General features: G+C 71.8%; 15 protein-coding genes. 7 read left to right on the top strand and 8 right to left on the bottom strand.

Translation table 11 applies throughout. The annotated features are described in order from the left end of the window. The 3 genes from Aph01nite_RS23235 to Aph01nite_RS23225 form a co-directional block, all read right to left on the bottom strand. Window positions 1–642 carry a GOLPH3/VPS74 family protein gene (locus Aph01nite_RS23235; RefSeq protein ID WP_204043071.1) on the bottom strand — a complete coding sequence of 214 codons (642 nt, stop codon included), beginning with the start codon at window positions 640–642 and terminating at the stop codon, window positions 1–3. Window positions 643–986: 344 nt separating this feature from the next. Next, window positions 987–1148 carry a hypothetical protein gene (locus tag Aph01nite_RS23230; protein ID WP_204043070.1) on the bottom strand — a complete coding sequence of 54 codons (162 nt, stop codon included), beginning with the start codon at window positions 1146–1148 and terminating at the stop codon, window positions 987–989. Window positions 1149–1285: 137 nt separating this feature from the next. Beyond that, the gene (locus Aph01nite_RS23225; protein ID WP_204043069.1) at window positions 1286–1453 is read right to left on the bottom strand and encodes a hypothetical protein; all 168 of its coding nucleotides are present in this window, start codon (window positions 1451–1453) and stop codon (window positions 1286–1288) included. Window positions 1454–1664: 211 nt separating this feature from the next. Between Aph01nite_RS23225 and Aph01nite_RS23220 the strand changes: the two genes are divergently transcribed. The 5 genes from Aph01nite_RS23220 (at window position 1665) to Aph01nite_RS23200 (ending at window position 6217) form a co-directional block, all read left to right on the top strand. After that, entirely contained in the window at window positions 1665–1913 is a 249-nt protein-coding gene (locus Aph01nite_RS23220) for a hypothetical protein (RefSeq protein WP_204043068.1), read from the top strand. Between the two features lie 62 nt (window positions 1914–1975). Next, complete coding sequence (locus Aph01nite_RS23215) at window positions 1976–3190, top strand: NAD(P)/FAD-dependent oxidoreductase (RefSeq protein WP_204043067.1); 1215 nt, start codon at window positions 1976–1978, stop codon at window positions 3188–3190. After that, on the top strand, window positions 3187–3813 hold the full coding sequence (locus Aph01nite_RS23210; RefSeq protein ID WP_239161900.1) for a DUF1365 domain-containing protein: 627 nt from the start codon (window positions 3187–3189) through the stop codon (window positions 3811–3813). Before Aph01nite_RS23215 ends, Aph01nite_RS23210 begins: the two co-directional genes overlap by 4 nt. Beyond that, complete coding sequence (locus tag Aph01nite_RS23205) at window positions 3813–5027, top strand: SAM-dependent methyltransferase (protein WP_204043066.1); 1215 nt, start codon at window positions 3813–3815, stop codon at window positions 5025–5027. Before Aph01nite_RS23210 ends, Aph01nite_RS23205 begins: the two co-directional genes overlap by 1 nt. Continuing rightward, window positions 5024–6217: an SAM-dependent methyltransferase gene (locus Aph01nite_RS23200; protein WP_204043065.1), complete on the top strand. Its 1194-nt coding sequence runs from the start codon at window positions 5024–5026 to the stop codon at window positions 6215–6217. The genes Aph01nite_RS23205 and Aph01nite_RS23200 overlap by 4 nt, the downstream gene beginning before the upstream one ends. Window positions 6218–6239: 22 nt before the next feature. Here Aph01nite_RS23200 and Aph01nite_RS23195 read toward each other — a convergent pair whose 3' ends face one another. Then, entirely contained in the window at window positions 6240–6893 is a 654-nt protein-coding gene (locus Aph01nite_RS23195) for a TIGR03085 family metal-binding protein (RefSeq protein ID WP_204043064.1), read from the bottom strand. A gap of 242 nt (window positions 6894–7135) precedes the next feature. Here Aph01nite_RS23195 and Aph01nite_RS23190 point away from each other — a divergent pair, with 242 nt between their 5' ends. Together Aph01nite_RS23190 and Aph01nite_RS23185 are read left to right on the top strand one after the other, a co-directional pair. After that, complete coding sequence (locus tag Aph01nite_RS23190) at window positions 7136–8938, top strand: ABC transporter ATP-binding protein (RefSeq protein ID WP_239161899.1); 1803 nt, start codon at window positions 7136–7138, stop codon at window positions 8936–8938. A gap of 2 nt (window positions 8939–8940) precedes the next feature. Continuing rightward, a complete protein-coding gene (locus Aph01nite_RS23185) occupies window positions 8941–10704 on the top strand; it encodes an ABC transporter ATP-binding protein (protein WP_204043095.1) in 1764 nt (587 codons plus the stop codon). A 6-nt stretch (window positions 10705–10710) separates the two neighbouring features. On the opposite strand, the gene Aph01nite_RS23180 is transcribed toward Aph01nite_RS23185, so the two are convergent. Genes Aph01nite_RS23180 through Aph01nite_RS23165 form a run of 4 tightly spaced genes read right to left on the bottom strand, consistent with a single transcriptional unit; the run spans window position 10711 to window position 14582 of the window. Then, the gene (locus tag Aph01nite_RS23180; RefSeq protein ID WP_204043062.1) at window positions 10711–11508 is read right to left on the bottom strand and encodes an ABC transporter permease; all 798 of its coding nucleotides are present in this window, start codon (window positions 11506–11508) and stop codon (window positions 10711–10713) included. Beyond that, entirely contained in the window at window positions 11505–12338 is an 834-nt protein-coding gene (locus tag Aph01nite_RS23175; RefSeq protein WP_204043061.1) for an ABC transporter permease, read from the bottom strand. The genes Aph01nite_RS23180 and Aph01nite_RS23175 overlap by 4 nt, the downstream gene beginning before the upstream one ends. A gap of 1 nt (window position 12339) precedes the next feature. Beyond that, on the bottom strand, window positions 12340–13545 hold the full coding sequence (locus Aph01nite_RS23170) for an ABC transporter substrate-binding protein (RefSeq protein ID WP_204043060.1): 1206 nt from the start codon (window positions 13543–13545) through the stop codon (window positions 12340–12342). 17 nt (window positions 13546–13562) lie between these two features. After that, window positions 13563–14582: an ABC transporter ATP-binding protein gene (locus Aph01nite_RS23165; protein WP_239161898.1), complete on the bottom strand. Its 1020-nt coding sequence runs from the start codon at window positions 14580–14582 to the stop codon at window positions 13563–13565. Window positions 14583–14620 lie beyond the last annotated feature (38 nt).

The following is a 14620-nucleotide window of genomic DNA, read 5'->3' as shown; positions in this document are numbered from 1 at the left end:
TCAGCGGCGGCTGATGACCGCGTCGCCGCAGGCCGCCTCGGTCTGGGCGATGAGCTGCTGCAGCGTCTCCGGCAGGGCGGCGACGGACTCGCGCAGGAAGCGCGGGTTCTGGTCCCAGAGCACCAGCGTGCCGCCGCCGGTGGCCACGAGCAGGCCGAACAGCACGCCGTCCTGCATGCGCATCGGCTGGCGGCGCTCGATGGCCAGGTTGAGGCGGCCGACCGGCCAGGCGGCCGTGTTGGCCTCCACCGGCGCCTGTACGCCCTTGGCCAGCAGGCGCCGGCCGGGCGGGTGGAGCAGGCCGGCCTCGGTCATGCGGGCGGCGATGGCGGCGTGGGCCGTACGGGCCAGGAAGAGCAGCCAGGTGCCGACCGGGTGGGTGGGCTCGGCCCGGATGTGGTCCAGGGCGAACTGGGTCGGCGCGTCGCCGGTCGGGGCCGGGTCCACCACGGCGAGCTGGGCCTGCCCGGGCACCAGGCGCACGGTGATGTGCGCGCTCAGCATGAGCTCGCCGAGGAGCGCCGCCGCCAGTCCGAGACCGGTCAGCCGGGGATGGAGCCGCCCGCGGCCTGTGACGTCGTCGTGCATGACGAAATACAGATCGTCGGCCAGACGCGATGCTGGAAGATCACCTTCAGCCACGTTCGGTGATGTTATCGGCGAATTGTTAATTCTGTCATTACGGCGATGGAGTTCCATCACAGGAATTTCCACGAGTTCGCCCAGCGAACCCGTGGAATAAATGTGTTTTCAGTGACTTTTGACCAGGAAGTCCAATTCTGTCCGCGTACTGGTCAAGTGACGCTCCGTAGTGGATCCCGTGGACCATCGGCCTGACAGTGTGTCGGGCCGGTCCGGACGCCGTGACAGGGGTGCCCGAACCGAAGCCTCGACCGACGACCGTCGCGTCCGGGCGGAGTGGAGCGCTCCCCGGACCGAGCCGCAATGAATACAGGCCCGTGAGCGGACTCACGGGCCGGGTCAGATCACCCTAGAACCTGCGTGAAGAAGGTCGCCAACTGTGTGGCGCCCGTGTTGACACCCTCGAACACACCCCTCACGGCCGCGGCCGCGGCGGACGGCTGCGTGTAGAGGTAGAAGACCACGAACGCGATACCCGCATACGTGAGCACCTTCTTGACCTGCATCAGGGGGCCTCCTGCGGTCAGTTTCCCGCTGCTATGTACCCGGCAACCCGAATGATCATAACTAGCCGGGAAGAGAGGAGGACCTTCCGCCCCCTAATCCGCCCCTGACTTTTCGCTGACTCGCCCCTGACTGGCGGCTATGAGCCCGCGAACAGGGAGTTGAAGAACTGCGCCAGCGCGTCCGCGCCGGTGCCGATGCCGTCCATCACCCCGCGTACGGCGTTGGCCGCTCCGGTCGGCTGGGTGAACAAATAGAAGACCACGAACGCGACGATCGCGTAGGTCACCAGCTGTTTGACTTTCATGGAGGGGCTCCAACCGTGATGCGTGCCCTCATGCTGCCCGATTTCGGGCGGAACCGTCGGGGAATTGCGGAGATTGTCCACGTCCGGAACTCCGGCGGACTCCAGGAGAATTCCGCCGGATCCCATCACAGGATGAGATCTCGCCCGGCCGACTGCCCCACGGTTACGCGGATGAACCATTCACCATCGGCCGTCGAGGAGTGACACGCGCATGGACCCCAGCGTGGACGATTCCCCCGCCCGTCTCGCCGCCGCGCTCCGCCGGGTGCTGGCCTGCCGCCCCGGCGCGGTGGAGGCGGTGAGCCTGGCCCGCAAACTCAAGGAGTTCACGGTCGAGCTGACCGTCGAGATCCACACCCTGCCGGACATCGCGGCCCGCCAGGCGCTGCGCCGGCTGCGGGCCGAGGTGGAGCACATCACCGACGAACTCGACACGATCCAGAGCGCCAAGGGCACCTGATCCCGGTTCGCGGCAATCCGATCGGCCGCCGTCTGCGAAGAACCTCCTGACGAGGAGGTCGCATGCGCGGAACGGCAGCGGTGATCGGAAGCGGGGTCGCGGGGCTCACGGCCGCGTACGTGCTGAGCCGCGACCGGGACGTCACCCTCTTCGAGGCCGACGGCCGCCTGGGCGGCCACGCGCACACCCACGACGTGGCCGGCCTGGCGGTGGACACCGGGTTCATCGTGCACAACGACCGGACCTACCCGCTGCTCACCCGGCTCTTCGCCGAACTGGGCGTGGCCACCCAGCCCTCCGAGATGTCCATGTCGGTGCGGTGCGACGGCTGCGGCCTGGAGTACGCGGGCGGCAAGGGCGGCGCCGGCCTGTTCGCCCGCCCGCCCCGGCCGGGCTACCTGCGCATGCTGGCCGAGGTGCCGAAGTTCCACCGGACGGCCAGGCGGCTGCTGGCCGACGGCGACGACCGTCCGCTGGCCGAGGTCGCCGGGAGCTTCTCCGCCTACTTCACGGCGCACTTCCTGACGCCGCTGGTGGCGGCGGTGTGGTCCTGCCCGCCCGCGCTGACCGGGCGCTATCCGGCGCGGTACCTGTTCCGGTTCCTGGACAACCACGGCATGCTCGCCGTGAAGGGCTCGCCGCGGTGGCGGACGGTGGCCGGCGGGAGCCGTACCTATGTGGAGCGGGCCGCGAAGGGGCTGGCGGTGCGGACGAGCACGCCGGTGCGGGCCCTGACGCGGCATCCGGACGGCGTCGAGATACGGGACGACGGGGACGAGGTCCACCGGTTCGACGCCGCCGTGGTGGCCACCCACCCCGACCAGGCGCTGCGCCTGCTGGCCGAGCCCACCGCCGGGGAGCGCGCGGTCCTGGGCGCGTTCCGCTACGCCCGCAACCCGGCCACGCTGCACACCGACACCGCTGTGCTGCCCCGGGCGCGCGCCGCCCTGGCCTCCTGGAACTACCGGATGCCCGGCTGCGCGGCCGACGCCGGCGGGGCCCGGATCAGCTACGACCTGACCCGGCTCCAGCGCCTGGAGACCGGTGAGCGCTACCTGGTGACTCTCGGCGAGGAGATCGCCGACGAGCACGCCATCGCCCGGATGGTCTACGAACATCCCGTCTACACCCCCGAGTCGGTGGCCGCCCAGGCCCGCCTCCCCGGCCTGAGCACCGGCCGGGTCGCCTTCGCCGGGGCCTACCACGGCTGGGGCTTCCACGAGGACGGCTGCCGCTCCGGCGTCCGGGCCGCCCGGACCCTCGGGAGCCGCTGGTGACCGCCCTGTACGCCTGCCGCATCACGCACGTGCGCACCTCCCCGTTCCGCAACGTGTTCAGCTACCCCGGCTACCTCTGGCTGGTCGACCTCGACCACCTGCCGCCCGGCAACCCGCTGGCGCGCTTCGACCCGGGCGCCCGCGCCGACGTGGACGCCTTCCTGGCCGGGCACGGCGTCACGGCCGGGCGGATCCTGATGCTGGCCGGAGCCCGGACGCTCGGCTACGTCTTCAACCCGCTCACCCTCTACTGGTGCGACACCGGCCACGTGATCGCCGAGGTGCACAACACCTACGGCGGCCGCCACCGCTACCTGGTCCGCCCCGACGCCCGCGGCCGGGCGGAGGCGGTCAAACAGCTCTACGTCTCCCCGTTCCACCCGGTGGACGGCCACTACCGGATGCGCCTGCCGGAGCCCGGCGAGCGCCTCGACCTCACCGTCACGCTGCACCGCCCGGAGGGCCGCCCGTTCACGGCCACCGTGCGCGGCGAGCGCGTCCCGGTGAATCTCCGCAATCTGCTGCGCGCCTCCCCGCTGCTGGTGGGCGCGCGCATCCGCCGCCGCGGCATCGGCCTGTACCTGCGCGGCCTGCCGGTGATCCCCCGAGAGAAAGGTCCGTGATGACGACGAGTGCGGCGGCCCGCCGGTGGCCGGATGTGACGATGCCGCCGCGTGGCGCGCTGCGGGTGGCGGTGGCGCGCCGCCTGTTCACCCACGCGGTGCGCGACCTCCCGCTACGCGTGGAACTCCCCGGCCTGGCGCTCGGCGCCGCTCCGGGTCCGGTCCTGCGGGTCGTACGGCCGGAGGCGTTCTTCGCCCGGCTGGGCGCGGACGGGCTGATCGGCTTCGGCGAGGCGTACATGGCGGGCGACTGGGACGCCGACGACCTGACCGCCGTGCTGACCGTGCTGGCCCGGCAGCTGGGCACCCTCATCCCGCCCCCGTTGCAGCGCCTGCGCGGCCTCTGGCACCGCCGCCGCCCGGCCGCCGAGGACGGCACGCCCGGCAACGCCCGGCGCAACGTGCACCGCCACTACGACCTGTCCAACGAGCTGTTCGCCGCGTTCCTGGACGAGACCATGACCTACTCCGCGGCCCTGTTCGACGGCCCCGCCACCTGGGAGGGGCTGCGGGACGCCCAGCTGGCCAAGATCGACCGGCTGCTGGACGCGACCGGCGTCGGCCCGGGGACGCGCGTCCTGGAGATCGGCACCGGCTGGGGCGCGCTCGCCATCCGGGCGGCCGGGCGGGGAGCCCTGGTCCGCACGGTGACGGTCTCCCCGGCGCAGCGCGCGCTGGCCCTGCGCCGGATCGCCGACGCCGGGCTGTCGGGCCGGGTCGCCGTGGACCTGCTCGACTACCGGGAGGTCAGGGGCGCGTACGACGCCGTGCTCAGCGTGGAGATGATCGAGGCGGTGGGGGAACGGTACTGGCCGGTCTTCTTCGCCTGCCTGGAACGCCTGCTGTCGCCCGGCGGTCTCATCGGACTTCAGTCCATCACCATGCCGCATGATCGTATGCTGGCCTCGCGGACCACCTACACGTGGATCCAGAAATACGTGTTCCCCGGCGGGCTGATCCCGTCGGTGACCGCGATCGAGCAGAACCTGGGCGGCCTGCGCGTCATCGGCGACCTGCCGATGGGCGGGCACTACGCGGAGACGCTGCGGCTCTGGCGGGAACGCTACGCGGGCCGGCGCGCGGAGCTCACCCTGCTCGGGTTCGACGAGGTGTTCCATCGCATGTGGAACCTGTACCTGGCGTATTCCGAGGCCGGGTTCCGGTCCGGTTACCTGAACGTCCACCAGTTCATCCTGGAAAGGGCACGAACATGACGGAGATCGGCCTAACGGCGGGCGTGGCCGGCAGGCTGCTGCCGCTGCTCGCGGAGCTGTTCGGGGGCTCCTCGCCGGTGGCGCTGCGCACCTGGGACGGCGGCTACGCCGGGCCCGCCGGGGTGCCCGTGGTGGTGCTGAGGTCTCCCCGGGCGCTCCGGCACGTGCTGTGGAGCCCGGGCGAGCTGGGGCTGGCCCGGGCGTACGTCACCGGCGATCTCGACGTGGAGGGCGACCTGGCCGACGGCTTCCGGCGGGTCTGGGCCGCGCCCGGCGCCAAACCGGGACCGGCCGCCCTGGCGCGGGCGCTGCGCCACCTGCCCGAGGTGCTCGGCCCCCGCCCGCCGGCCCCCGCCAGCGAGGCGCGGCTGCGCGGCCGGCGGCACAGCAAGGGCCGCGACTCCGACGCGATCGCCCACCACTACGACCTGTCCAACGAGTTCTACGAGCTGATCCTGGACCCGTCCATGGCGTACTCGTGCGCCCGCTGGGCCCCCGGCGACACCCTGGTGGACGCGCAGCGCCGCAAACTCGACCTGGTCTGCAGGAAGCTCGGCCTCCAGCCCGGGGCCCGCCTGCTCGACGTGGGCTGCGGCTGGGGCTCCATGCTCCTCTACGCGGCCCGCGAGTACGGCGCCCGCGCCACCGGCGTCACCGTCTCCCGCGAGCAGCGCGCCTTCATCCGCGCCGCGAGCGCCGGGGGAGGGGTCGAGGTGCGGCTCCAGGACTACCGGGACCTGGCCGGCGAGCCGTACGACGCGATCTCCTCCATCGAGATGGGCGAGCACGTCGGCGAGGAGAACTACCCGGTGTACGCGGCCACGCTGTTCCGGATGGTGCGGCCGGGCGGCCGGGTGGTCGTGCAGCAGATGTCGCGCGGCGCGCGCGCCCCCGGCGGCGGGGCCTTCATCGAGCGCTACATCGCCCCCGACATGCACATGCGGCCGGTCGGCAGGACCGTGGCCATGCTGGAGGAGGCCGGCTTCGAGGCCGTGCACGTGGAGAGCATGCGCGAGGACTACGCCCGGACCGTACGGGCCTGGCAGGAGACCTTCGAGAGCAACTACGGCCGCGCGGTCGAGTTGGTCGGCGAGGAGATGGCCCGCGTCTGGCGGCTCTACCTGGTCGGCGGCGGCCTGGCCTTCGAGCAGGGCCGGATGAGCGTCCACCAGATCACCCTGGCCCGCTGACGCCGGCTGGCGGCCGGGCGGCCTACATTCCGAGCCTGGCCTTCATGAGCCGGGCCACCGCGTCCCGGTCGCCGTCGAGGGCGACCCGCGCGTGGTCCTGGCGGCCGAACGCGAACAGCAGCAGCTCCTGGGGCTCGCCGGTCAGCACCACGGCCGGGTCCGTCATCTTCGCGCCGACCCGCTCGTCGGTCCCGGCCCGGCGCAGGACCACGCCGACGGGGGACTTGCGGAAGAACATCCGCGCGCCCGCCCGCAGCCGCCGCCAGATCAGGTCGTCCAGGTCGGCCGGGAGCGCGCGCGGCTCCCAGTCCGGTTGCGCGCGCCGCACGTCCTCGTGGTGCACCAGGAACTCGACCGTGTTGACCAGCGCGTCCAGCCCGGGCACGAGCCCGTACGGCGTCCAGCGCGGCGGCCCCTCCCGGAACATGCGCACGACCTCGGGGTACGGCCGGGCGGACAGGCCGTCCTGGACGGACCGGGTGTACGGCGCGAGGAACTTCACCGCGATGCCGGCCGCCGCGTCCACCCGCCGCTCCCGGACCACCAGGTGGGCGGCCAGGTCGGCGGTGGTCCAGCCCGCGCAGAGGGTGGGCTCGCCGGGGCCGAGCCGGTCGAGCAGGTCGCTGAGCGCGGCGCGTTCGGCTTGGGCGTGGGTGCGCTGGGTCGCCTGGGTCACGCCCTTAGCCTAGACCGAGCGGCGTTCTGGAGGCTTCGGACGCTTTCGAACAGGCGGCGGGAATATTCCGGCCCATCGCGAAGATTTCCCATGCTTAGGACCATGGACCCGTCTCGTGTCAGCCAATGGGCTGATCCAGGATGTCTGTCCTCTTATGTACTGTCCTTGGCAGCAGCCGAACCGCGCCGCAGCCCCCGAACCGAGAGGACCCCCGCGTGCCGACAAAGGTCTCATCCACAGTCATGCGCCAGGGGTTCAGAGTCATCGGCCACGCCATCAAGGCCGAGCCGGGCATCTTCACCGCCGCCGTGCTGGCCAGCGCCGTCTACGGCGTGATGACCGTGCTGGCCGCCTGGGCGCTGGGCTGGGCCACCGAGCACGCGGTGCTGCCGGCCTTCAAGGACGGCGGCGCGCCCAGCGGCGCGCTGGCCACGGCCGCGCTGCTGATCGTCGGCACCGCCCTGTTCAAGGCGCTGGGCATCATGGGCCGCCGCATCCTGGCCGGCATCATGCAGTTCCGCATGCAGGCCAGGTCCCGCCGCGCGGCCACCCGCCAGTACCTGCGCCTCCCGCTCTCCTGGCACCACCGCCACCCGACCGGGCAGCTGCTGTCCATCGCCAACTCCGACGCCGAGGCCGCCTGGGGGCCGCTCGCGCCGCTGCCGATGGCGGTCGGCGTGATCGTCATGCTCTTCGCCGCCGCCGTCGCCATCGTGATCACCGACCCGATGCTGGCCATCGTCGGATTCCTGATATTTCCGGCCATCGCCTTACTGAACCTGGTCTACCAGCGGCGGCTCGCCCCGATCGCCACCCGCGCCCAGGAGCTGCGCGCCTCCGTCAGCGAGGTCGCCCACGAGAGCTTCGACGGCGCCCTGGTCGTCAAGACCCTCGGCCGCGAGGACGCCGAGGCCGCCCGCTTCCAGGCCAGAGCCGACGAACTGCGGGACGCCAACATCGCCGTCGGCCGGATCCGCGGCCTCTTCGACCCGCTCCTGGAGGCGCTGCCCACGCTGGGCGTGCTGGCGGTGCTGCTGGTCGGCTCGTACCGGCTGGCGTCCCAGGACGTCACCTCGGGGGAGCTGATCCAGGTCTCCTACCTGTTCACCCTGCTGGCCTTCCCGATCAGGGCGCTCGGCTGGGTGCTGGCCGAGCTCCCGCGCAGCGTCGTCGGCTGGACCCGCGTCCAGGAGGTCCTGGACGCCACCGGCTCCATGGAGTACGGCACCGCCGCCCTCCCCGCCGACGCCCCCGCCCGGATCGAGGCCCGCGCCGTCACCTACGGCTACGACCCCGAGGCGCCCGTCCTGCGCGGCGTGTCCTTCGAGGCCGCGCCGGGCCGTACGGTCGCGCTGGTCGGACCGACCGGGTCCGGCAAGTCCACCCTCACCCAGCTGCTGGCCCGGCTGATCGACCCCGACCAGGGCGTGGTCGCCGTCGACGGCGTCGACCTGCGGGAGGTCGCGCGCGGCGGGGTGCCAGCGAGCGTGTCGCTGGTGCCGCAGCAGACGTTCCTGTTCGACGACAGCGTGCGCGGCAACGTCACCATCGGCGCGGACCTGCCCGACGAGCGGGTCTGGGCGGCGCTGCGGCTGGCCCAGGCCGACGGATTCGTCAGCGCCCTCCCGGAGGGCCTGGACACCCGCGTGGGCGAACGCGGCGCCACCCTCTCCGGCGGGCAGCGGCAGCGGCTCGCGCTGGCCCGCGCCCTGGTCAGGGAGCCCCGGCTGCTGATCCTGGACGACGCCACCTCCAGCGTGGACCCGCAGGTGGAGAAGCGCATCCTGGTCGGCCTGCGGGAGCAGGCGTCCACCGTGATCGTGGTCGCCTACCGGATGGCCACCATCGCGCTGGCCGACGAGGTCGTCTACCTGGAGCAGGGCGTGATCGCCGACCACGGCGCGCACGAGCAGCTGCTCGTACGCTGCGCGGGCTACCGCGACCTGGTCACCGCGTACGAGCGGGAAGAAGCCGAGCGGGCCGCCGCCGAGCTGGTCGACGAGGCCGAACTGGCCGGGGAATTCGAAGGAGAAGTGGTCGCGTGACCATGCAGGCGCTGGAGCGCTCCGCCGTCGAGACGGTACGGCAGGGCTTCCGGCTCTCGCCGGAGTTCCGCCGCGGCCTGGCCGGCACGCTCGTGCTGGCGGTGCTGGCCACCATCGGCAAGATCATCGTCCCGATCGCGGTCCAGCAGGTCGTGGACGAGGGCCTCACCGCGGCCGTCCCCGACCTCCCGGTCATCCGCAACGGGCTGCTGGCCTGCGCCGCCGCCGTCGTGCTCACCGCGCTCTGCTCGTACGTGATGAACGTGCGCCTCTACCGGGCCACCGAGTCCGGCCTGGCCACGCTGCGCGGCAAGGGCTTCCGGCACGTGCACGACCTGTCGGTGCTCACCCAGAACACCGAGCGGCGCGGCGCGCTGGTCTCCCGGGTGACCGGCGACGTGGACCAGATCAGCACGTTCATGCAGTGGGGCGGCCTGATGATCATCGTGGCCGGCCTCCAGCTGATCGTCGCCACCGTGCTCATGGCCGTCTACTCCTGGCAGCTCACCCTCCTGGTGTGGGCCTGCTTCCTGCCCGTGGTGTTCGCGCTGCCGCGCTTCCAGCGCCTGGTCGCCCGCCGCTACATCACGGTCCGCGAGCGCACCGGCGACGTCCTGGCCGGCGTCAGCGAGTCGGTCGTGGGCAGCGCCGTCATCCGCGCGTACGGGTCGGAGGACCGCACCGCGGACCGCATCGACGCCGCCATCAACGGCCAGCGCAAGGCCCAGATCCGGGCCCAGCGGGTGATCGGCCTGACCTTCCCCGTCACCGAGCTGGTGGCCTCGATCGCCATCGCCGGCGTGCTGATCCTGGGCGTCGCCCTGGGCGCCGACAAGACCATCACGGAGGGCGAGCTGATCGCCTTCCTGTTCCTGATCACCCTGTTCATCATGCCGCTGCAGATGGGCACCGAGGTCCTCAACGAGGCGCAGAACGCGATCGCCGGCTGGCGGCGCATCCTCGGCGTGCTGGACACCCCCGCCGACGTGGCCGACCCGGCCGACGGCGCGGTCCTGCCGCGCGGCCCCATCTCGGTCGCCTTCGAGGACGTCGGCTTCGCCTACCCCGACGGCCCGCCCGTGCTCCGCGAGGTCACCGCCGCCATCCCGCCCCGCACCAGGATCGCCGTCGTCGGCGAGACCGGCTCCGGCAAGACGACCTTCGCCAAGCTGCTCACCCGCCTGATGGACCCCACCTCCGGCCGTGTCCTCATCGACGGCGCCGACCTGCGCGACATCAGGTTCTCCTCGCTGCGCGAACGCGTCGTCATGGTCCCCCAGGACGGCTTCCTGTTCGACTCCAGCCTGGCCGAGAACATCCGCTTCGGCCGTCCGGACGCCACCGACGAGGAACTCACGGCCGCCCTCACCGAACTCGGCCTGGCCGACTGGCTGGACGGCCTTCCCCAGGGCCTCCGGACCCCGGTGGGCCAGCGCGGGGAATCCCTCTCCGCCGGTGAACGCCAGCTGGTCGCCCTGGCCCGCGCCTACCTCGCCGACCCCGACCTGCTCCTCCTGGACGAGGCCACCTCCGCCGTCGACCCCGCCACCGAGGTCCGCCTGGCCCGCGCCCTGGACGGCGTCACCCGCGGCCGCACGGCGATCTCCATCGCCCACCGCCTCTCCACCGCCGAGGCCGCCGACGAAGTGATCGTCTTCGAGCACGGCCGCATCGTCCAGCGCGGCCCTCACGCCACGCTGATCACCGAACCCGGCGTCTACGCCGACCTGTACGCCTCCTGGACCACCGCCACCCGCTCCGCCTGACGGATCTCAGTAACGGCTGGCCTCGCCGGTGATGCGCTGGGCCAGCCAGATCGGGATGACCGACAGCACGATCAGGGCCGCCGCGACCACGTTCACGACGGGGGCCTGGTTGGGGCGGAAGAGGTTCTCGAAGATCCAGATGGGCAGGGTGCGCACGCCCGCGCCGGCCGTGAACGTGGTGACGATGATCTCGTCGAAGGAGAGGGCGAAGGCGAGCAGGCCGCCCGCGAGCAGGGCCGAGCGCATCATCGGGAAGGTGACCAGGCGGAACGTGGTGAAGGTGTCCGCGCCCAGGTCGGCGGAGGCCTCCTCGATCGACACGCCGAGGCGGCGCAGCCGGGCCAGGACGTTGTTGTAGACGGTGACCACGCAGAACGTGGCGTGGCCGACGATGACGGTGAACAGGCCGAGGGGAATCCCCAGGACCGTGTGGAAGGTGTTGCTGAGGGCGATGCCGGTCACGATGCCGGGCAGGGCGATCGGCAGCACGATCAGCAGCGAGACCGTGTCCCGCCCGAAGAACGAGTACCGCTGCACGGCGAAGGCCGCCATCGTGCCGAGCAGCAGCGCGATCAGGGTCGCCCCCGAGGCGGCCTGCACGGAGGTCCACAGCGCCTCGCGCATGCCGGTGGACCGCCACGCCGCCGCCCACCAGTCGAGCGTGAACCCGGGCGGCGGCCAGCCGAAGGTCCGGTCGGCGTTGAAGGAGTTCAGCACCACCACGGCCAGCGGGACGTAGATCACGGCCAGCCCGGCCGCGAGCGCCCCCCACAGAACGGCGCGAGCCGTACGGGACAGGTTCAAAGGTTCTCCAGCGCACCGGTTCGGCGGACCGCCGCCAGGTAGACGAGCATGATGAGGACCGGCACGGTCGCCACCGCCGCCGCGAACGGCAGGTTGTTGGCCGCGCCGATGTTGTCGTAGACCACGTTGCCGATCAGCTGCGAACGGCCTCCGACGATCTTCACGGTGATGTAGTCGCCCAGGGACAGCGAGAACGTGAAGATCGAGCCGGCCACGACGGCGGGGAAGGCGAGCGGCCAGACGACCGTGCGGAAGGTGCGCCAGCCGCGCGCGCCCAGGTCCCCGGCCGCGTCCAGGAGCGAGTTGGGCAGCCGCTCCAGCCCTGCGTAGATCGGCAGGATCATGTACGGCAGCCACAGGTACGACAACGTCAGAATGGTCGCCCCCAGCCCGTACCCCCAGCCCAGCAGGCCGTCCGCGGACAGCAGCACCCGCCACGCGTACGCCTTGACCAGGTACGACGCCCACAGCGGGGTGAGCACCGCGATGACCAGCCAGCGCTGGGCCCGGGGGGAGGCCAGCTTGGCCATCGCGAACGCCATCGGGAACGCCACCACCAGGTCGATCAGCGTCACCGCCGCCGCCACCCCGAGCGAGCGCAGCGCGATCGTGCGGTAGACCTCGCCGGTCACCAGGTCCTCGAAGTTGGCCCAGGTGAACGTCCTGATCAGGTTCCCGGTGAAGGTGTCGGTGGACCAGAACGCCGTCACCAGCAGCGCGGCCAGGGCTCCCAGGTAGGCGAGCCCCAGCCACGCCAGCGGCGCCGACAGCAGCAGCGACAGCCGTACCCGGGCGTGCCGGTGCAGGAAGGTCGCCAGTCGCCGCCTCACATCAGCCCTTGATCTCGGTCCAGGCGCGCGTCCACTCCGCGTAGTCCTTGCAGGTCACGTCGGTACGCCCGTCCAGGCACTGGGGGATCGGCGTGGTCCAGTAGTAGACCTTCGAGAAGTAGTCCTCGTCGGTGGCGTGGAAGGTGTCGCAGTGCTTGGGGTCGGCCGTCTCCGCGCACGACTTGGAGTTCGACGGAGCCTCGCCGAACCACTCCGCCACCTGCGCGTTGGCCTTCGGGGAGATGATCCAGTCCAGCCACCTGTAGGCGCAGTTGGGGTGCTTGGCGGCGGCGGCCACCATCCACGTGTCCGACCAGCCGGTCGCGCCCTCCTTCGGCAGCGTCACCTCGATCGGCGCCTTCTCGGCGGTGGCCAGGTTGGCGATGACCTGCCAGGTGGTGCCGACCACCGAGTCGCCCGACTTGAAGGCCTGGATCTCCTTGGTGTAGTCCGACCAGTACTCGCCGATGATCGTCCGCTGCTGCTTGAGCAGGTCCACGGCGGCCTGGAACTGGGTGTCGTCCAGCGCGTACGGGTTCTTGATGCCCAGCTCGGGCTTGGTGGACATCAGGTAGACGGCCGCGTCCGCGATGTAGATCGGCGAGTCGTACGCCGTCACCTTGCCCTTGTACGGCGAGGCCGGGTCGAACACCACGCCCCAGGAGTCGGGCGCCGGGTTGACCGTGTCCGTCCGCCACATCAGCAGGTTGGCGCCGCGCCCGTGCGGCACGCCGTAGGAGACGCCGCCGACCGAGTTCCACGGCTTGTCCTTCAGGCCGGGGAACACGTCCGCGTAGTTGGGGATGAGCGAGGTGTTGACGGGGGCCACGTCGCCGGCGGCGATCAGGCGGAGGGAGGCGTCGCCGGAGGCGGAGACGGCGTCGTACTCGCCGGTCTTCATCAGGTTGACCATCTCGTCGGAGGTCCCGGCGGTCTTGGTGTTGACCTGGCAGCCGGTGCTGCTCTCGAACTCGGTGACCCAGTCGACCTTGGGGTCGGTGGAGCCGTCCTCCACGTACCCGGCCCAGGCGACCAGGTTGACCTGGCCCTCGCCCGCGCCGAGCGAGGCCAGGGCGTCGATCTTCGGCGGGGTGAAGCCGCTCACGCCGGGGGCGGGGGCGGCGGGGGCGGCGGTTTCGGTGGAGCCGCAGGCGGCGGCCAGGGCCAGCGCCGCGACGGCGGCGGCCATTCGGGGGATTGATCGCATGGGGGGACTCCTGGTGTCTAGACGATCGCGAACTCGTGCCGGCGGTGCCAGACGAGCCGGACCCTGGTGCCGCGCAGGCCCATCACGTCCATGGACGAGACCTGCAGGTTCTGCTGGAGGGCGATGAGCCTGCCGCCCGCGTCCAGGTCCACCACGAACCGGGTGGCGGGTCCGGCGTAGACGACCTCGCTGACCAGGCCGGTGGCGCTGTGCTCGCCGTCGCCGACGGGCTCCTCTGGGGCGGCCACGCGCAGCTTCTCGGGGCGGACGCTGAAGGTGCCGTCCTTGCCGAGCACGTCCCGCGCCGCCGCGCCCGAGATCAGGTTGGAGGTGCCGACGAAGCCGGCCACGAACGCGCTGGCCGGCCGCTCGTACACCTCGGCGGGGGTGCCGACCTGCTCGACCCGGCCCTCGTTGAAGACCGCGACCCGGTCGCTCATGGTCAGCGCCTCCTCCTGGTCGTGGGTGACGAACAGGAAGGTGATGCCGACCTCGCGCTGGATGGCCTTCAGCTCCACCTGCATCTCCTCGCGCAGCTTCAGGTCGAGCGCGCCGAGCGGCTCGTCCAGCAGCAGCACCTGGGGGCGGTTGACCAGGGCGCGGGCGAGCGCGACCCGCTGGCGCTGGCCGCCGGACAGCTGGGCGGGGCGGCGGTCGCCGAAGCCCTCCAGGCGGACCGTGGCCAGGGCCTCCAGCGCCTTCTGGCGGCGGCCGGGGACCTTCTTGACGCGCAGGCCGTACTCGACGTTGGCGAGCACGCTCATGTGCGGGAACAGGGCGTAGTCCTGGAAGACGGTGTTGACGTCGCGCTCGAAGGGGGGCAGCCGGGTGACGTCCCGGCCGGCGAGTTCGACGGTGCCGGCGGTCGGGGTCTCGAAGCCGGCGATCATCCGCAGCACGGTCGTCTTGCCGGAGCCGGACGGGCCCAGCATCGCGAAGAACTCCCCGTCGCCGATGTCGAGGTCCACGCCCGCGACCGCTTCGACGTTCCCGAAGCTCTTGCGCAGCCCGCGCAGGGCCACCGCTTGGTCAGCCATGAACTTAAACATATGGAGTTAAATGTTTCGCAACAAGA

The organism is Acrocarpospora phusangensis (genome assembly GCF_016862995.1).
Taxonomy (GTDB): Bacteria; Actinomycetota; Actinomycetes; order Streptosporangiales; family Streptosporangiaceae; genus Acrocarpospora; species Acrocarpospora phusangensis.
Note: the sequence above shows the minus strand (reverse complement) of the source record. Positions and strands in the feature narration are given on the sequence as shown.